Origin of the sequence: Streptomyces zinciresistens K42 (genome assembly GCF_000225525.1) — a bacterium.
Classification (GTDB): domain Bacteria; phylum Actinomycetota; class Actinomycetes; order Streptomycetales; family Streptomycetaceae; genus Streptomyces; species Streptomyces zinciresistens.
In genome coordinates this window covers 1-18,182 of record NZ_AGBF01000135.1, presented here as the reverse complement: position 1 = coordinate 18,182, position 18,182 = coordinate 1, and the positions used below count along the sequence as shown (strand labels likewise).

Here is an 18,182-nt window from a genome sequence, read left to right as displayed (position 1 = left end):
ACTGACCGCATGGGAAGGGGGAATCTCCGGGTGGAGATTCCCCCTTCCCATCCGGCTATAGGCGTCCCGATGCCTTGAGAGTCAGATAGGCGTCCGCCAAGGCCGGCGGCAGGTCTTCGGGGGTCGCGTCCACGACCGTGACTCCGTGCCGACGGAGTTGTTCCGCTGTGCGGTGGCGTTCCGTCTGGGCCTGGGCTGCGGCTGCCGCCTCGTACACGGCGTCCGTGTTGCCGCGGGCCCCGGCCATACGGGCGATGTGAGGATCGGCGACCGAGGCGACCAGCACCCTGTGCCGCTCGGTGAGTTGAGGGAGGACCGGGAGCAGGCCCTCCTCGATGGGGGCCGCGTCGAGCGTCGTGAGCAGGACGATCAGAGAGCGGCGCGGGGCCGTACGCAGTGCCGTGGCGGTGAGGCCGCGGGCGTCCGTTTCGAGGAGTTCGGGCTCCAGCGTGGCCATGGCGTTCACCAGGGAGGGGAGGACGTCACCGGCGGTGCGGCCCTGGACCAGTGCCCGTACGCGGCGGTCGTAGGCGAGGAGGTCGACACGGTCGCCCGCGCGTGAGGCGAGGGCGGCCAGGAGCAGGGCCGCGTCCATCGAGGCGTCGAGGCGGGGGGCGTCGCCGACCCGGCCCGCCGAGGTGCGTCCGGTGTCCAGGACCAGGAGGATGCGGCGGTCGCGTTCGGGGCGCCAGGTGCGTACGGCCACCGCGGACTGGCGGGCGGTGGCGCGCCAGTCGATGGAGCGGGTGTCATCGCCGGGAACGTAGGCGCGCAGGCTGTCGAACTCCGTGCCTTCGCCGCGGGTGAGGAGGCTGGTGCGGCCGTCGAGTTCGCGCAGGCGTGCGAGCTTGGCGGGCAGGTGCTTGCGGCTGGTGAAGGGCGGCAGGACCCGCACGGTCCAGGGGGCGCGGTGGGTGCCCTGGCGGGCGAAGAGACCGAGGGGGCCGTACGAGCGGATCGTGACGCGGTCGGCCTGGCGGTCGCCTCGCCGGGTGGGGCGCAGGCGGGTCGTGAGGCGGCGGCGTTCGCCTGCGGGGACTCGCACGCGGTGGCGTGAAGCGGCGACTTCCGTGCCGGGCTGCCAGCTGCTCGGGGGCCAGGCGTCGCGTACCCGGGCGCGCAGCGGGCGGCCGGACGGGTTCGTGAGGGTGAGGGTGACGTCGGCGGACTCGGCAAGGCGGGCGGAGGTGTCGCCGGACCGGGTCAGGCCGAGGCGTCGTACGGGGGCCGCCAGGGCGAAGTCGCAGGCGCAGGCCGCGGCCAGCGGGGCGTTGACGGCGAGGATGCCCGTCCAGCCGGGGTCCCAGATGCCTACCGGGAGGGAGCCGAGGGCCGCGAGGAGTGCGGCGCGTCCGGTGAACGCCATCAGCGGGGGACGGGGACGTGGGCGAGGATCGCGGTGATGACGGAGTCGGCCGTGACGCCCTCCATCTCGGCCTCCGGGCGGAGCTGGACGCGGTGGCGGAGGGTGGGGAGGGCGAGGGCCTTGACGTCGTCGGGGGTGACGTAGTCGCGGCCCGTGAGCCATGCCCACGCGCGTGCGGTGGCGAGGAGGGCGGTGGCGCCGCGAGGGGAGACGCCCAGCGTCAGGGACGGCGATTCGCGGGTCGTGCGGCAGATGTCGACGACGTAGGCGGTGATCTCCGGGGAGACGGTCGTCTTCGCGACGGCGGCGCGGGCCGCTTCCAGGTCGGCCGCGCTCGCGACGGGGCGTATGCCGGCGGCGCGCAGGTCGCGGGGGTTGAAGCCCTCGGCGTGGCGGGTGACGACGTCGATCTCGTCCTGGCGGGAGGGCAGAGGGATCGTCAGTTTCAGCAGGAATCGGTCGAGTTGGGCTTCGGGGAGAGGGTAGGTCCCCTCGTACTCGACCGGGTTCTGGGTGGCCGCGACCAGGAACGGGTCGGGGAGGGGGCGGGGGGTGCCGTCGACCGTGACCTGGCGCTCCTCCATGGCCTCCAGCAGGGAGGACTGCGTCTTCGGTGGCGTGCGGTTGATCTCGTCGGCGAGGAGGAGGTGGGTGAAGACGGGGCCGGGCTGGAAGGAGAACTCGGCGGTGCGGGCGTCGTAGACGAGGGAGCCCGTCACGTCGCTGGGCATGAGGTCGGGGGTGAACTGGACGCGCTTGGTGTCGAGTTCGAGTGCGGACGCGAGGGCGCGGACGAGCAACGTCTTGGCCACCCCGGGGACTCCTTCGAGGAGAACGTGTCCGCGGCAGAGGAGGGCGACGACGAGACCGGTGACGGCGGGGTCCTGGCCGACCACGGCTTTGGCGATCTCGGCACGCAGGGCTTCGAGGGAGGCGCGGGCGCCGCCCGGGTCCCCGGTGCTCCCGGCGTTGTCAGTGGTCGGGTCCATCATGGACGGCGTACCTCTCTTTCGAGGGCGTCGAGTCGGTCGGCGAGGGAGATGAGTGCCGCGTCGTCGCGGGGCGGCGGGCCGAAGAGGAGGGCGTGCGGGGCCTGTCCGTCTCCGCGGTGGTGGAGATGGGCGGACAGGGCGGGGAGCAGGGCCTCGGGCGCGTGCGCCTGGGACACGGGGACACCTACGAGGGGGGCGAGGCGGGTGCGGGTGGCGGAGCGGAGAGCGGCGGCCGCGCGGTCGCGGGCGTCGGCCTTGCGGTAGAGGCGGGCGTGGCCTTCGACGGTCTCGGAGGCGCGGATCGCGACGGGGAGTTTTTCGGGCACGAGGGGGCCCAGTCGGCGTGCCCGCCACAGGGCGGCCAGGGCGGCGGCGATGAAGAGCTGCAGGGTGCCCCAGAGCCAGCCCGAGGGGATCAGGTCGAAGAAGCCGCGGCGGTCGTCCTCGGCGGCCGAGGTGTCGGACAGTGAGGGGAGGTACCAGACCAGATGAGGTCGGGAGCCGAGGAGTTGGAGGGCGAGCGAGGCGTTGCCCTGCTCGTCGAGGCGGTCGTTGGAGAGGATGTCGGGGGCGCCGAGGACGACGGTGTCGCCGTCGCCGCCGGCCGCGGGGACGCGCAGCAGGGTGGCGTGGCGCTCGCTCGGGTAGCACTCGTCGGCGCCGAGGCGGGTCGTGGTGTAGCGGATGCCGCCGAGGTCGGCGGGGCCCGCCCGCAGCGCGGCGGGCAGGTCGCAGCCCGGGGAGAGTTTCGACGCCGAGCTGGTCGCGGGGTCGGCGGTGACGCCGGGGACGAGCCGTTCGACGGACCGGCTGCCGGGTGCGACGAGGACGGTCCGGCCCGCCGAACCGGCAGTCGCCGAGCGCATCAGGTCCTGCTGGCCGCGGGTCAGCAGGTCGGGGGAGGCGACGAGGAGGGTGGTGTCCGCGTCGGCCGCGGCGCGGGCCTCGTCGAGCGTGGTGACCACGCGCGTGTCCACGCCCCGGTCCGCGAGGAGTTCGGCGACCGCCCGGCTTCCGGCGGGGTCGGCGGAGCGCGGGTCGAGGGCGCCGTGCCGGGTGCCGGAGCGGAAGGCGGCGATCACGACGGCTGCCACGAGGAGCACCACGACGGCCAGGACGACGCCTCGCGCGCGGGTCCACAGTCGGCGGACGGTGGGCGAGGCCGAGGTGGACGGGGGCGTGGCCTCGGTCGTCATCCGGCGGCTTCCCGGTCGGTGGTGCGGATCATGCCGGGCGCGCTGCTGGTGAGCTGCGGTCTGGTGCCGTCCAGGGCGCGGTCCAGGTCCGCGACGCGCTGGTACGCCTGCTGGGTGGCGCTTCTGCCGCCGTACGTGACGTCGTCGAAGTCCCGCGCGGCGGCGCGCAGTCGGTCCGCGTGGGAGGGCAGTGAGCGGCCCGCCTCGGCGGCGGCCTCGTCCGCCGTGCGTCCGGGCCGGGTGTCGAGGAGCGCACGCTCCTCCAGGGCGCGGACGATGGCACGCATGCGTTCCTGGACGGCCTGGTTCCAGTGGGCCTGGGCGGCGTGTGCCTCGGCGGTGGCCCGGTGTTCGTCGGCGCTGCGCGGGCGGTCGTCGAACAGGGCGGCGGTGGGGGCGGGTTGGCGGCGCGGGGTGCCCAGGCGCCACCACAGGGCGCCGAGGACCGCGACGACGACGAGGATGACGACGACGAGCCCGAGCGCCCCGCCGGGTGTCGCCGTCGAGGCGCTGTCGAGCAGGTTCGCGACCCAGCCCCAGAAGGTGTCGAGGGCGCGCTGGAACCAGCTGGGGTCGTTCTCGTGGTACATGCCCTTGGACAGCTCGCGCCGGGCCGCTTCACGCGCGGGGTCGCGGGGGACCGTCAGCGGCGGCTCGTCGTTCGCGCGTGCCGTCAGCGACACCAGGGAGGCGTCGCCGGCGTGTGCCCACGCGCGTACGGCCGTGTCCGGTGGCGCGGACATGGTGAGAACTCCCCCCGCCGGTTTCACCGATTCAGCTCCCCGGGGTGCCGGAGCCGTAGCCCTGGACGCCGGCCGCGCGGGCGAGTTCCAGGTCGAGGGCCTCGCGGCGGATGCGCTGGTCGATGTAGAGCAGGACCGTGACGCCCGCCGAGATCGGGAAGGTGACCGTGGAGCCGATCACCGAGCCGATGCCGCTGACGATGAGGAAGGTCCAGCCGAGGCCGGAGGTCCCGTTGAGGAGGTTCGTGACACCGTCGCCGCTGAGGATGCCGGCGAGGTACGCGAAGGGGGCGACGACGATCCCCGCGACGATGTACGAGATGAGCATGGCCAGCAGTTGGATGCCGAAGACGCGCCACCAGGAGCCGCGGACCAGCTTGGCGGAGCGGCCCAGAGCCTTCCTGATGCCCTGCTTCTCCAGCATCAGCGCGGGCGAGGCCAGGGAGAAGCGGAACCACAGCCACAGCGCGACGACGCTGCCGCCGATCACGCCGAGGAGGATGAGTCCCGCTCCCGCGGCGGCACTGCCCGCCGCTGCCACGAGGATGCCCGGCACAACGGCCGCCACGGCGAGTCCGACCGTCATGATCAGCAGCAGGACGAGCAGACCGAAGAGCCTCGGTACCTGGGGACGGGCGTCGCGCCATGCCTCGCCGGTGGTGACGGACTTGCCGAGGACGGCGCGGCTGGTGACCGTCGTCAGCAGGGCGGTGGCGATGATCGCGCCGATCAGCGAGATCACGGAGATGACGCCGGAGCTGAGCATGAGCTCGCCCATGGCCCGCGTCAGCTCGTCGATGGTGGCTTCGCGGTCGTTGAGGACGTCGGAGCCGGCGCTGTCGTTCAGGACCAAGCCCTGGACGAGGACCACCAGGATCTGGGTCACGACCGCGACGGTCAGGGAGATCCCGAGGACCGTGCGCCAGTGGGCGCGCATGGTCGAGACGGCGCCGTCGAGGATCTCGCCGACGCCGAGGGGGCGCAGCGGGATGACGCCGGGCTTGGCCGCGGGCGGGGGTCCGCCCCAGCCGCCTCCCCAGGCACCGCCGTAACCGCCGCCGGGTCCTGCCGGGGGCGGGGTGCCCCAGCCGGAGCCGGCGGGAGGGGGTGGCGGGGTCTGGCCGGAGGGCGGGGAACCCGTCGGTGCGGACCACGCGCCCGGTGGTGGCTGTTCCTTGGACCACTTCGGGCTGCCGTCCTGGGGCTCGGCGCCTGGCTGCGGCACGGAGGAGGGACGGTCGGCGGGCTCGGCAGGACCGGACGTGCCGGGTTCCTGTCCGTCGGACGGGGCGGATCCGGGCGAAGCCCAGCCCGGAGTGTCTTTCATCGTCGCTCCTTCACGGTGCCCGTCCGCGGATCGCGGCGGCAGTCTGGCAGCCATCGTGCCATGGGGTGCTCGGGGAGGTACCCGCCGCGGTATGGGCTGCACACCTTCAATTGTCCGCCGCACACGGGGCAGACTGACGGCATGGCTGATCAGTACGCGCATTCCGGCGAGGACAGCAGGCCCACCGAAGTCCCGGCGATCCGCTGGGACGAACCACCAGAGGGGCCCGTGCTGGTCCTGCTGGACCAGACGAGACTGCCGGCCGAGGAGGTCGAGCTGGTCTGCACGGACGCGTCCGCGCTGGTGGAGGCGATCCGGTCGCTGGCCGTGCGCGGGGCACCGCTGCTCGGCATCGCGGGGGCGTACGGGGTCGCGCTCGCCGCCGCGCGGGGCTTCGACGTGGACGCCGCGGCGGAGTCGCTGGCGGGCGCCCGGCCGACCGCGGTGAATCTGGCGCTCGGGGTGCGCAGGGCGCAGGGCGCGTACCGGGGCGAGCTCACGAGGAGCGGGAGCGTCCAGGCGGCGGCCGGGGCGGCCCTGGCCGCGGCGCGCGAGCTGCACGCGGAGGACGCCGAGGCCAGCGCGAGGATGGCCGGCCGGGGACTGGCACTGCTGGACGAGCTGCTGCCCGGCGGTGGGCACCGCGTCCTCACGCACTGCAACACCGGGGCCCTGGTGTCGGGCGGTGAGGGCACGGCGTTCGCGGTGGCGCTGGCGGCGCACCGGGCCGGGCGGCTGCGGCGGCTGTGGGTGGACGAGACGCGGCCCCTGCTCCAGGGGGCCCGGCTGACGGCGTACGAGGCGGCGCGCAGCGGGATGGCGTACACGCTGCTCGCGGACAACGCGGCCGGTTCGCTGTTCGCCGCCGGGGAGGTGGACGCGGTGCTGATAGGCGCCGACCGCATCGCGGCCGACGGGTCGGTGGCGAACAAGGTGGGGAGTTACCCGCTCGCGGTGCTGGCCCGCTACCACCATGTGCCGTTCATCGTGGTGGCGCCGCTGACCACCGTGGACCTCGCGACGCCGGACGGGGCGTCCGTCGAGGTGGAGCAGCGTCCCGGCTTCGAGGTGACCGAGATCGCCGCGCCGTCGGCAGCCGGGGCGGCGGGGGAGGCCGGCGGGGGTGTCCCGGTGGCGCCGCTGGGGACGCAGGCGTACAACCCGGCGTTCGACGTGACGCCGCCCGAGCTCGTGACGGCGATCGTGACGGAGGAGGGGACGGTGTCTCCGGTGACGGCCGAGGCGCTGGCGGAGCTGTGCGGCGGATCGCGGCGGATGTCGCGGTCGTAGAGAATCGGCCGAGATCGATCGGGTGGGCAGAGGGGGCCACCCGTCCAAATGTCACACAGTGTGATCCGGATCAGGGCAGACAGTGGCGACGGGCTACGACTAAGGTCACTGGCCGGTGACCTATCTCACCACTGCCTTCGCCACTGTTATGAGAATGGGATGATGTCGTTTATGAAGGGACGAGTCCTTGTCGTCGACGACGACACCGCACTGGCCGAGATGCTCGGCATCGTGCTGCGTGGTGAAGGTTTTGAGCCGTCTTTCGTAGCCGACGGCGACAAGGCGCTGGCCGCGTTCAGGGAGGCCAAGCCGGATCTGGTGCTGCTCGACCTGATGCTGCCCGGACGCGACGGCATCGAGGTGTGCCGGCTGATCCGGGCGGAGTCGGGTGTGCCGATCGTGATGCTGACGGCCAAGAGCGACACCGTCGACGTCGTCGTGGGCCTGGAGTCCGGTGCCGACGACTACATCGTGAAGCCGTTCAAGCCGAAGGAGCTCGTCGCCCGCATCCGGGCGCGGTTGCGGAGGTCGGAGGAGCCCGCGCCGGAGCAGTTGGCCATCGGCGACCTCGTCATCGACGTGGCGGGGCACTCCGTGAAGCGGGAGGGGCAGTCGATCGCGCTGACCCCGCTGGAGTTCGACCTGCTGGTCGCCCTGGCCCGCAAGCCGTGGCAGGTCTTCACCCGTGAGGTCCTGCTGGAGCAGGTGTGGGGCTACCGGCACGCGGCCGACACCCGGCTGGTCAACGTGCATGTGCAGCGGCTGCGGTCCAAGGTCGAGAAGGACCCGGAGCGGCCGGAGATCGTGGTGACCGTCCGAGGGGTGGGTTACAAGGCAGGGCCGAGCTGACATGTCCCGGGACAGTGCCGCTGCGGCCCCCGGTTCGACCGGGACCCGTCCGGAGCGGCCTGTCGGCCGGAAGCCGGCGGGTTCCCGCTGGGGACGGCTCCTGGAGGGCGGGCTGCTGCAAGGAGGAGTGCAGGGCAGTCCGGTCCTCCGGCTGCTCCTGCGCTGGGTGCGCCGGCCCGCCCTGCCCGCCATGCGGCTGTGGCGGCGCAACATCCAGCTCAGGGTGGTCGTCTCGACGCTGGTGATGTCGCTCGGCGTCGTGCTGCTGCTCGGCTTCGTCGTCATCGGACAGGTGCGCAACGGCCTGCTGGACGCCAAGGTCAAGGCTTCGCAGAGCCAGGCCACCGGCGGCTTCGCGGCGGCCAAGCAGCGCGCCGACGAGGCCGAGGCGGGGACCGCGGACGACGGATCGACCGTGGACGAGCGCTCCGACCAGAACGTCATCCAGTGGATGAGCGACCTCGTCTTCTCGCTCTCCAGCGGCGGACAGGGCGCCTTCGAGGTGGTGACGCTCCCGGCGTCCGCGGGCGGCGACAGCGGCGGGCGCGGACGGCGCGCCTCCGGCGGCGTGGACCCGACCGCGAGCGTGCCCGAGGCGCTGCGCGAGCGCATCGACGGCACCACCGGGTCGTTCCAGAGCTACACCCGCATCGTGTACCAGTCGACGGCGCACAAGGACGCCCAGCCCGCGCTCGTCATCGGCAAGCAGGTCACCGACCCCAACGGCGACCTTTACCAGCTGTACTACCTCTTCCCGCTCACGCAGGAGGCGAAGTCGCTGAGCCTGGTGAAGGGCACGCTCGCGACCGCCGGGCTCTTCGTGGTCGTCCTCCTCGGCGCCATCGCCTGGCTGGTGGTGCGCCAGGTCGTCACGCCCGTGCGGATGGCGGCCGGGATCGCCGAGCGGCTGTCGGCGGGGCGGCTCCAGGAACGGATGAAGGTCACCGGCGAGGACGACATCGCCCGGCTGGGCGAGGCCTTCAACAAGATGGCGCAGAACCTTCAGCTGAAGATCCAGCAGCTGGAGGACCTGTCGCGGATGCAGCGCCGGTTCGTGTCGGACGTGTCGCACGAGCTGCGGACGCCGCTGACGACCGTGCGGATGGCCGCCGACGTCATCCACGAGGCGCGCGAGGACTTCGATCCCGTGACCGCGCGGTCGGCGGAGCTGCTCGCGGACCAGCTCGACCGGTTCGAGTCGCTGCTCGCGGACCTGCTGGAGATCAGCCGGTTCGACGCCGGAGCGGCCGCCCTGGAGGCCGAGCCGATCGATCTCAGGGAGGTCGTGCGGCGTGTGGTCAGCGGGGCCGAGCCGCTCGCCGACCGCAAGGGCACGCGCATACGCGTGGTCGGCGACCAGCAGCCCGTCGTCGCCGAGGCCGACGCCCGGCGCGTGGAGCGCGTACTGCGCAACCTCGTGGTCAACGCCGTCGAGCACGGTGAGGGCAGGGACGTGGTCGTGCGGCTCGCCTCGGCGGGCGGAGCGGTCGCGGTCGCGGTGCGCGACTTCGGGGTGGGACTCAAGCCGGGCGAGGCGACCCGGGTCTTCAGCCGCTTCTGGCGGGCCGACCCGGCACGCGCGCGTACCACCGGCGGTACGGGACTGGGGCTGTCCATCGCCCTGGAGGACGCCCGGCTGCACGGCGGCTGGCTCCAGGCGTGGGGCGAGCCGGGCGGCGGTTCGCAGTTCCGCCTGACGCTGCCGCGGACCGCGGACGAGCCGCTGCGGGGCTCGCCGATACCCCTGGAGCCCAGGGACTCGCGGCGCAACCGCGGCCTCGACGACGCCGGCCTGCCGGGCGGCGGCGGGCAGAAGGCCGCCACCGTGCCAGCCCAGCACAGCAGCGGGGACCGGGTGCCGCCGATGCCGTCCAGGGACCCCATGGCGCCGCGCCTGGGCGCCCCCGAGGCCCCCAGGGCTGACCCCACGGCGCTGCCCGGCAACGGCGCGCGCGTGGTGCCGCGGCCCGCGTCGGGCACGCGACGCCAGGAGGACGTGCCGGGCTCCCAGGAGCAGCCGGGCGCGGCGGCCGGGGAGGCCGCGGAGTCGAGCAGGCAGGGGGAGGCATCACGTGGGCGCTGATCACGGGGGAGGCGCTCGGCGCAGACCGGGGCGCGCGCTGGCGTACGCCGTCTGCGGGACCGTTCTGCTGGCGGGGTGCGCGTCGATGCCCGACAGCGGCGACCTGCGCGAGGTGGAGTCCACACCGCGCCAGGACACCCAGGTGCGGGTCTTCGCGATGCCGCCGCGTGAGGACGCCTCGTCGTCCGAGATCGTGACGGGCTTCCTGGAGGCGCTGACCAGCGACGACCCGAACTTCGAGATCGCGCGCAAGTACCTCACGCCCCAGGCGTCGGCCAAGTGGCGGCCCCTGCGGTCCACGACCGTGCTCGCGGACGGACCGGGCGTCAACGCCGACCGGGTGGGCGGCCGGGAGGACGCGAGCAGCATCTCGTACACGCTGAACGGCACCCGGGTCGCCACGGTCGACGGGCGGCAGTCGTACCGGCCGGGCGCCGGGGACTACCGCGAGACGATGCACCTCGCGCGGGACAGGAAGACCAAGCAGTGGCGCATCGACGTGCCGCCGCGCGGTGTCGTCATGGGCAAGTCCGACTTCCAGCGCAACTATCTGTCGGTCGAGAAGTTCTACTTCGCCACCGACACCGCGCCCGCGCCCGCGACCTCGCCGCGCACCGTGGCCGTGGCCGATCCGGTCTACGTGCGAAGGAACGTGGCCCCCGTGACGGAGATGGTGCGCTCCTTGCTGAACGGGCCCACCAGCTGGCTCGACCCCGTGGTCAGGTCGAGCTTCCCGACCGGGACGGCCCTGGCGGGCAACGCCCCCGCGCTGGCACCCGACGACCAGAACCGGCTGACCGTCCCGCTGAACGCGAAGGCGGCCCGGGTCGGGCTGACCCAGTGCCGGGAGATGGCCTCCCAGTTGCTGTTCACACTGGAGAACCTCACCCCCGCAGTGGACACGATCGAGCTGCGGGCAGGCGGCCGGCAGCTGTGCACGGAGGACCGGTCCGAGGCCGTCGCCGCGCGCGGGCCGGACAAGCGGGCGGACTACCTGTACCTCCTCGACGCGGATCACCGGCTCGTACGGCTGCCGACGGCGGCCAGCGACAGCACCGAGCCCGATCCGGTGCCGGGGGCCCTCGGCACCGGCGCCACGAAGCTGAGGACCGCGGCCGTCTCGCGCGACGAGGCCATGGCCGCCGGGGTCGGCGCCGACGGCAAGAACCTCTACGTCGGGGCGCTGGTGGCGGGCGGCCCGCTCGGGGACCCGGAGCTCACCAGCGCCGGACCCGCACCGGACAAGCGGCTGTCGGCGCCCAGCTGGGACGCGCGGGGCGACCTGTGGGTCGCCGACCGCGACCCCGGCAACTCGCGGGTGCTGATGCTGAAGGAGGGCGTGGGCGAGCCGCTGGAGGTGTCCACGCCCGCCGGACTGGAGGGCACCGTCCAGTCGGTGCGGGTGGCCGCGGACGGTGTGCGCGTCGCGCTCGTGGTGAGGCAGGGCGAGAAGTCGTCGCTGCTGATCGGGCGGATCGAGCGCGGCGACGGCGGCACGGGCGGGGGCACCGCCGTGTCGGTGCGGGAACTGCGTTCGGCGACACCCGAGTTGGAAGTGGTCACGGCGATGTCGTGGGCCGGGGACAGCCGGCTCGTGGTGGTCGGGCGCGAGAAGGGCGGCGTGCAGACGATGCGCTACGTCCAGGTCGACGGTTCCACCCCGGACGGGCCGGCGCCGGCCGCGCTGAGCGGCGTGAAGGACATCACCGCGTCCGAGGACGTACGGCTGCCGCTGGTCGGTTTCTCGGAGGACGGGATCGTGCGGCTGCCGTCCGGGGAGCAGTGGCAGAAGGTCGTCGCGGACGGGTCGGCGCCGATCTATCCGGGGTGACGCGGAGTCCGCGGCCGTCCGACGGGCTCGGGCGGTGACGGGGCGGTCGCGGGTGGCCGGCGGGGGAAATCCGGCCACCCGCGACCGCCCCCTTTCCCTTTGAAAGCCGCCGGTTCATGGGGTCGGTGCAATCGCTTTTACGGCGAGGGGCGGGAATCCGATAGGGGTCCAGTACCGGTAGGAGTCTGTGATCGGGTAGTCGGTGTTCCCTGTTTGCGGCCTGCCGACGGGGTATCAGTTGCTACTGATAGTGCTCGCTGGGGACGTGAGAGGACGGCTGACTAGGGGTGTCCTGGGTGAGCGGGACCTCGCAGAGCGAAGGGTCAGCTGCTGGCGTTCGTTGGCCGGCGGGACAACAGTGGTGTCCTTGGCGAAGTGTCCGTACACCGTGCTGCGGAAGGCCCTACGCTGACCATCATGTCGACCCGGGTGCCGATCAGCGACGAACTGCGTTCCGCGTTGGGCTCCCCCACGGAGGCCACGCTCCTGGACAGCAGCCCGCGCTCTCGGGTGTGGCGGGTCGAGCTGCGCGGTGGTAGCCGGGTGATCGTCAAACAGATCGCCGACGGAGGTGGAACCGGGCCCGACGGGGATGCGCGCTATGCGCGGGAGGTCGCCGCGTTGCGGCTCGCCGCACGGGCGACCCGGCCGACCGTCGCGCCCGCACTGCTCGGAACGGACGCGGCGTCACGCGTGATGGTCCTGGAACACCTGGACGACCTCGGCGCGGCCGACGACTGGATGCCCGGCTACGCCGAGTCCCTCGCCCGGCTGCACGCGCTCACCGGGCCGGCCGACACGGGAACGCTCCCCGCCTGGTCCGGACCGACGGCCGCCGACGCTGAGTCCTTCCTCGCACTCGCCAAGGCCCTTGACGTCCCCGTCCCACCCGGAGTGCCGAACGAACTCGCCGCCCTGATCGACCGGCTCGACCCAGCGCCTCACCATGCGCTGCTGCACGGAGATCCCTGCCCCGGCAACGACCTGCGCACCGCCGCCGGCGTCCACTTCGTCGACTTCGAGCAGGCATCGCTGGGCAACGGCCTGGTCGAACTCGCCTACTTCCGTATCGGTTTCCCGACCTGCTGGTGCGCAATGTCGGTCACGGCCGCGCCGCTCGCGGAAGCCGAGGCCGTCTACCGTGCCACCTGGCGCGGCCTCACCGGAAGGGACGTTGCGGGCGATCTTGCCGACGCATGCGCCGGCTGGCTGATCCGTGGCGACGCACTCGTCGAACGCGCCCACCGCGAGTCCGTCGACCACCTCGCACGGGTACCTGCGGAGGACTTCGAGTGGGGCTACGTTTCCGCCCGAGAACGCCTCGTCCACCGACTTGGCGTGGTCGCCGACCTGACCCGCGACCACGACCATTTGCACGCACTCGGTCACCTCAGCGCGGCTCTGGCCGTACGCCTGTTGGAACGATGGCCCACACTGCGCGCACTGCCCACGCAGAGCACACGGCCCTGGTACTGACAGCCTGTGTGATCACTGAGTGTGGTCGCCCGGGGCGTACTCCTTCCAGGTTCCTCCGGCTTGGGCGGCGACGGCCTCGGTGTGGACGGTGTGATAGCCGAGCATCCCCGCAACGACCGAGGGCGGCGCCTGGAGGACGAGCTGCCGCAGGGTGGCGGTCCGGCCGTGGAGAGTAGGGATGTCTGCGGCGGTGAGTCGCTTGCCGAGGGTGGCGGGGTCCATGGGCTGTCCGGCCCGGCGTCCGGGGAAGAGCCAGTCGCTGGCGGGAAGGGTGCCGCCTGGCCGGTTGGGCCGTGCGGTGCGTATGTAGCCCAAGAGCACGCCGGCGAAGGGCTCGGGAACCGGTGTGGGCGGATTGCCGAGGCGGAGTACGACCTGGTCACCGTCGTGCTGGACGTCGTGGACGGTGAGCCGGACGAGCCGGCGGACCGGTTGGGCATAGAGGAGGATCAGGGCGGCCGCGACCCGTTCCATGAGCGGGAGATCGTCGCTGGTCATGACTTTACGGATCAGGGCGATGCGGTTGTGCTGGCTGATCGGGGCCGGATTCTCTGTGCGGATCGTGGGGACCTTCAACCGGGGCATCACCTGGTGGTCCATGCTCCAGCGCAGGAATGCTTGGACGACGCGGCGGGCGGTGGCGTTCTCGGCGAACCAGGCGTCGAGGTCGGCCTGTGTGCACTCGCCGATGACGCGGTCCCGCTCGGCGAGCCAGGTGAGGAAGGCGGCTGCCTGGATGAGCCGGGCACGGGCCGAGGTGATGGCCCCAGGTCCGAGGGGGCGCTTGGCGGCGCTGGCCCGGAGCTTGCGCAGGAGGTGCCAGGTGGCGAAGCGGTTCAGGAGCTGGCGGTGTTCCACGTCCTCAATGGTGTCGAGCCATTCGGGCAGTCGGCGTTCGAACAGCAGCAGGTGCCGGTCACGGTGAGGCAGGACGCCGGAGTGCATGAGCAGGTCACAGACGTGGGCGACCGATCGCCAGGGCGACAGAGCGCTCAATCCATCGTGGGTGAGGGGCACTTCGCCGAGGGCGAGTGCGCGCAGGATCTGCTGGACGTGCGGTTTGCCAACCCAGGTCAGTGTTGCCTTTGGACGGGGCACGGACCTGACCTCGTCGAAGAAGGAAACGAGTTCGGGGCGAACGCGGCCGGCGCCGTCGGCAAGGAGCTCTTCCAGGCGTTCGGCCAGGACGCAGTTTCCGCATACTCCGCGCAGGTAGCGGCGGGCCTGGCGGCCACAGCGTTCGCAGTGGAACTCACCCAGGCCGCCCGCGCAGTCGGTGCACCACCGGCCGCCGTCCAGTGCGATGCCGGGGGTGAGCCGGTCGACGCCGCAGCCGGCGCACTGCCCGTAGGTCTCCAGCGCGTGGTCGTAGCAAGCGGAGCACAGGTAGCCCTCGGGCCAGTGGGCCGCTCCGATGCGGACGGCGCGGTGACAGCGTGCGCAGAACAGGTCCTCGGGCCGGACTCTGGTGCGGCTCATTTCTCCGGGCGGACCCGGGCTCGCTTGGGACGGACGGTGGCCGCGAGGTCGACCACGTCCGCGCCGCCGGAGGCGGCGGTGCGGCGCGGGGCCGCGTTCTCCGCCTTGGTGGCGATCAACTCGGCGGGGGTGACGTCGAGGATGTCGCAGAGGGCGGCGAGGACGGGCAGGGACAGCCGTTCGGGGGTCTGGGTGACCAGTCGCCAGACCTGGACCGAGGACAGTTCGATGCCGCGGTCGGCCAGCAGCGGGGACAGGTCGGAGGCGACGAAGATCCCGCGCGTGGCCATGACCTCGCGCAGCCGCCACTCGTAGCTGACCTGGCGTTTCATCAGGCTCTCCTTGCCAGCCGCAGGGCGGCCTCCATCGTCGCGTCCAGCGCTCTGCGCAGGGTGCGGGTGCGGAAGTCGGAGGATACGCAGGTGTAGATCGCGGTCGTGGATGCGTAGTCGTGGCCGACTTGTTCCTGGACGAACCGGGCGTCCCAGCCGTCCTCGATCAGGTGGGTCACGTACGACCTGCGGAAGGAATGGAAGTCCAGCCCCTCGTCGAGACCCAGTGCATCCCGGTATGCGCCGAAACGGGTGTTCATCTGCGAGAAGCCGATCCGGGCGGAGCGTTCCGAGGGCCATAGAGCCCCGCTTCCGGAGGTGGCGAACAGCGGTCGGACCTCTTCGTTCCACTGCTGGAGGATCTCCGCCGACCAGTCCCAGACTGTCAGCACGCTGCGGCGCTTGGGCGGCGAGCCCTTCCTGGCCTTGCCGTGGCGGACGTAGCAGACGCCGTAGTCGCCGAACTCCGGGCCGTCGTGATTGCGGCCGAAGTCGACCGCGTCGAGCATCCGCGTCTCGTTGCGGCGCAAGCCGAAGGCGTACGCGGTCTTGAAGAGCATCGCGTCACGGAACGCGGGCAGCCAGCCCTTGCGGCCCCGGCCGCGAACCTTGGTGACCTGGTCGTCGGCGTAGTCGAAGAACGCCTGCAACTCGTCCTGGGTGAAGGCCCGTTTCGCCGCGTCGGCTTCGGCGTCCTCCACGTGCACCGCGGCGTTCCACTCGTGCACGACCTGTATCGGGTGGGTGCCGAAGCGCTCTTCGCAGGTCGCCGCCCAGCCGTAGGCGGGGTCGATGGCGAACTCACAGAACGACCGCACCGCACCCTGGTAGTTGCGCAGTGTGGAGCGCTTCAGCCCGCGTACTGCCCGCAGATCATCCATCCACTCGTCGAGCATCTGTGGCGACCAGGCCCACGGCAAGGCGTCCGCATGCCGGGCGAACGCCCGCACCGTCTTCTCCCGGCCCTCGATTGTGGAGAACGCCAAGTTCCGCGCCATCTGCTGATTGCGCCAGCCGTCCAGCATCGTGGTGAAGACCTGTTCGTCAGGCCGCAGTAGCGGCAGATCGCTGACCAGATGCAGCCCCACTGCCCCGGGCGCAAGGCTGTTCCTGCTCACCACGACCACCCTCCGTCACTTACATCAGACGAAGGGATCTTTCATCAGAAGTAACCTGACCGTAAATCCGCAGGTAGGAAGCCTGTCCGCAGGTGCGTCGAGGGCCACGAGAGCAACCTGCCTTGCGGGAGAAAGCGCATACACTGAGGCCCTGAACTGCGTCGATGAGCGCTAGAGCCTCCGATGTGCCGCCCGACCGCAGTGCTACATCAGATGAAATTGCGGCCGCTTCCAAGAAGAGCCCAAAAGCCGCCACGGGATGATCTTGGTTCGTTGACATCAACGCCCCAGACCCACACGTGGTGCGCGGACCATGCTCTCTCTGGGGGCGCCGATCCAACCGCACTGGGTGTTGGTGACGAAGCCGAGGCGTCGGTAGAAGGCGTGCAGCCGGTCCAGGTTCCCGCCGAAGGTGTCGCTTGGGCTGAGCGTCATGGGTACACCACGTAGATCTGCCACCGCGATGATGTGCTCCATGACGTGGGTGCCGAGCCCCTTCCCTCGCTCGCTCTCCGGGATGAGGATCCAGAACAGCACGAGGGCACCGAGCGCAACCCGCGCGGAGCAACCTCACCGCTGCTTCATCAATGACGACAGAGGGTGGCGGGTTTACGGCCGACGCTGGACATATGCGCGAAACCCCAGAAGAACTCAACAAGCTCCAGTCCCTCCTCGACTCCTCCCTCTCCGGCTCGACCGCACACCTCCGCTCGATCGTCGAGGGCCGCACCATCACGGCGGCGCAGCTCACTGGGGTCCTCACCGGCATGTGCACGCTCGCCCTCTCCACGGTGACCGCAAAGGGCGAACCGCGGATCAGCGGCGCCGACGGGCACTTCCTGCACGGCCGGTGGCACTTCGGCACGGCGCACAACGCCGCCAAGGCCCGTCATCTCGCGGCCCGTCCGGCCGCCAGCGTCGCGCACATGCACGGCGAGGACCTCGGCGTGTTCACCCACGGCACGGTGGAGGAGCTGAACCCCGAGGACGCCGAGACCACGGCCGACTGGCAGGAACTCCTCGCCTACTTGAAGGACTTCTACGGCGACGACGACGCCTTCGACTGGAACCGCGAGGTCATCTACTACCGGCTGAACCCGCACTGGATGACCGTCTACGCCCCCGACCTCGACAAGCTCACCGGCACGTGACGCCGGGCCCGTCGACGAGGGCCTGCACCTGCGCGTACGTGGGTGCGGGGCCGGTCGACGGCGCGCCGTCGCGTACCGCCAGCCCCGTGGCGACGGCCTCGCCCAGCGCCCGCCGGTACAGCAGCGACCCGAGGCTGCCCCGCCCCCAAGCTCTCAACTCCGCTTCGCTGCGTTCGAGCAGGGGGTCGCTCGGCGTCTTGCCGGTCCAACACGACATCCCGTGAGTTCTCCAGAATCCTGCTGAAGTCCTTCACCACCGCCAGCATGAGCCTCCTCGACTTCGACCAGGCCGCAGAGCGGTCGGACGGAACGAGAACACTTCAGGAATTCCGAAGTTACGTCACAAGCTGGCCGGGCACGCCAACGAGGGAGTAACCCCAGGCCAGGGACTCTGGGCCCCAGCAGGACTCAGAGGAACTCACGGGATGTCGCACAATACGGCTCGCAAGGGTGACCGGTGTCCGATGAGGGGTTTGCGCGGGGCGTGAACACCGCGTTCGGTCCGGCACCTCTGTCGCCTCTGTTTCCGGGCGCCCCGTCCGTACGTGAATTCCGGTCGGGGCCGAACGGGCCGCCGGGTTGTCCACAGGCGGTTGTCCACAGGGGTGGCCGAGCGGTGGGCGCCTTGGCACAGTGGTGGACATGCGGGGGTGGTGGCAGGACTTCACCGACCTGGTGCTGCCGGCCGAGTGCGGGGGCTGCGGGCGGCCTCGCGCGGTGCTCTGTCCGAGGTGCCGTGCCGTGCTGACCGGGACGGTACCGAGCCGGGTGCGGCCGGAGCCGGAGCCGTCCGGGCTGCCGGTCGTGCACGCGGCGGCCCGGTACGAGGACGCGGTGCGGGCGGCGCTGCTCGCGCACAAGGAGCGCGGCGCGCTGGCACTGGCGGCTCCTCTGGGTACGGCGCTGGCGCGGGCCGTGCTGGCGGGCATCGCCGACCCGGCGGGGCCGC

At 71.9% G+C, this 18,182-nt stretch carries 17 protein-coding genes; 7 read left to right on the top strand and 10 right to left on the bottom strand.

Going from position 1 to position 18,182, the window contains the following annotated elements; translation table 11 throughout:
- Positions 1-55: 55 nt before the first annotated feature.
- From SZN_RS26755 to SZN_RS26735, 5 genes are read right to left on the bottom strand one after another with little or no spacing between them, the layout of a single operon-like run.
- The gene (locus tag SZN_RS26755) at positions 56-1,366 is read right to left on the bottom strand and encodes a DUF58 domain-containing protein (protein WP_007500871.1); all 1,311 of its coding nucleotides are present in this window, start codon (positions 1,364-1,366) and stop codon (positions 56-58) included.
- Complete coding sequence (locus tag SZN_RS26750; protein ID WP_007500866.1) at positions 1,366-2,355, bottom strand: AAA family ATPase; 990 nt, start codon at positions 2,353-2,355, stop codon at positions 1,366-1,368. Before SZN_RS26750 ends, SZN_RS26755 begins: the two co-directional genes overlap by 1 nt.
- Complete coding sequence (locus SZN_RS26745; RefSeq protein ID WP_007500858.1) at positions 2,355-3,554, bottom strand: DUF4350 domain-containing protein; 1,200 nt, start codon at positions 3,552-3,554, stop codon at positions 2,355-2,357. Before SZN_RS26745 ends, SZN_RS26750 begins: the two co-directional genes overlap by 1 nt.
- Positions 3,551-4,297, bottom strand: coding sequence for a DUF4129 domain-containing protein (locus tag SZN_RS26740; protein ID WP_007500856.1), 747 nt, complete (start codon positions 4,295-4,297; stop codon positions 3,551-3,553). Before SZN_RS26740 ends, SZN_RS26745 begins: the two co-directional genes overlap by 4 nt.
- A gap of 31 nt (positions 4,298-4,328) precedes the next feature.
- Positions 4,329-5,624 (bottom strand): DUF7847 domain-containing protein, encoded by a 1,296-nt coding sequence (locus SZN_RS26735; RefSeq protein ID WP_007500855.1) that lies wholly within the window; start codon positions 5,622-5,624, stop codon positions 4,329-4,331.
- 141 nt (positions 5,625-5,765) lie between these two features.
- Here SZN_RS26735 and mtnA point away from each other — a divergent pair, with 141 nt between their 5' ends.
- The 5 genes from mtnA (at position 5,766) to SZN_RS26710 (ending at position 13,153) form a co-directional block, all read left to right on the top strand.
- On the top strand, positions 5,766-6,914 hold the full coding sequence (mtnA, locus tag SZN_RS26730) for an S-methyl-5-thioribose-1-phosphate isomerase (protein ID WP_043733302.1): 1,149 nt from the start codon (positions 5,766-5,768) through the stop codon (positions 6,912-6,914).
- Positions 6,915-7,073: 159 nt separating this feature from the next.
- Complete coding sequence (gene mtrA, locus SZN_RS26725) at positions 7,074-7,763, top strand: two-component system response regulator MtrA (RefSeq protein ID WP_187281934.1); 690 nt, start codon at positions 7,074-7,076, stop codon at positions 7,761-7,763.
- Position 7,764: 1 nt separating this feature from the next.
- Positions 7,765-9,846: an MtrAB system histidine kinase MtrB gene (gene mtrB, locus SZN_RS26720; RefSeq protein ID WP_050815123.1), complete on the top strand. Its 2,082-nt coding sequence runs from the start codon at positions 7,765-7,767 to the stop codon at positions 9,844-9,846.
- Complete coding sequence (locus tag SZN_RS26715; protein WP_043733299.1) at positions 9,836-11,677, top strand: LpqB family beta-propeller domain-containing protein; 1,842 nt, start codon at positions 9,836-9,838, stop codon at positions 11,675-11,677. Before mtrB ends, SZN_RS26715 begins: the two co-directional genes overlap by 11 nt.
- 417 nt (positions 11,678-12,094) lie before the next feature.
- Positions 12,095-13,153, top strand: a complete 1,059-nt coding sequence (locus tag SZN_RS26710) for a phosphotransferase (protein ID WP_007500851.1) — start codon at positions 12,095-12,097, stop codon at positions 13,151-13,153.
- Positions 13,154-13,165: 12 nt separating this feature from the next.
- Here the strand turns inward: SZN_RS26710 and SZN_RS26705 are convergent, their stop codons facing one another.
- The 4 genes from SZN_RS26705 to SZN_RS26690 form a co-directional block, all read right to left on the bottom strand.
- Positions 13,166-14,632: a site-specific integrase gene (locus SZN_RS26705; RefSeq protein WP_007500849.1), complete on the bottom strand. Its 1,467-nt coding sequence runs from the start codon at positions 14,630-14,632 to the stop codon at positions 13,166-13,168.
- A complete protein-coding gene (locus SZN_RS26700; protein WP_007500847.1) occupies positions 14,629-14,964 on the bottom strand; it encodes a helix-turn-helix domain-containing protein in 336 nt (111 codons plus the stop codon). The genes SZN_RS26705 and SZN_RS26700 overlap by 4 nt, the downstream gene beginning before the upstream one ends.
- Complete coding sequence (locus tag SZN_RS26695; protein WP_078508963.1) at positions 14,964-16,082, bottom strand: tyrosine-type recombinase/integrase; 1,119 nt, start codon at positions 16,080-16,082, stop codon at positions 14,964-14,966. The genes SZN_RS26700 and SZN_RS26695 overlap by 1 nt, the downstream gene beginning before the upstream one ends.
- A gap of 279 nt (positions 16,083-16,361) precedes the next feature.
- Positions 16,362-16,619, bottom strand: coding sequence for a GNAT family N-acetyltransferase (locus SZN_RS26690; protein WP_007500842.1), 258 nt, complete (start codon positions 16,617-16,619; stop codon positions 16,362-16,364).
- 92 nt (positions 16,620-16,711) lie between these two features.
- Between SZN_RS26690 and SZN_RS26685 the strand changes: the two genes are divergently transcribed.
- Positions 16,712-17,233: a pyridoxamine 5'-phosphate oxidase family protein gene (locus tag SZN_RS26685; protein ID WP_007500840.1), complete on the top strand. Its 522-nt coding sequence runs from the start codon at positions 16,712-16,714 to the stop codon at positions 17,231-17,233.
- On the opposite strand, the gene SZN_RS26680 is transcribed toward SZN_RS26685, so the two are convergent.
- Positions 17,220-17,450 carry a hypothetical protein gene (locus tag SZN_RS26680; protein WP_007500838.1) on the bottom strand — a complete coding sequence of 77 codons (231 nt, stop codon included), beginning with the start codon at positions 17,448-17,450 and terminating at the stop codon, positions 17,220-17,222. The two genes, SZN_RS26685 and SZN_RS26680, sit on opposite strands and share 14 nt — an antisense overlap.
- Before the next feature lie 425 nt (positions 17,451-17,875).
- Here SZN_RS26680 and SZN_RS26675 point away from each other — a divergent pair.
- Positions 17,876-18,182 (top strand): ComF family protein (locus SZN_RS26675; RefSeq protein WP_043733308.1); only part of this gene is annotated, 307 nt, incomplete at its 3' end.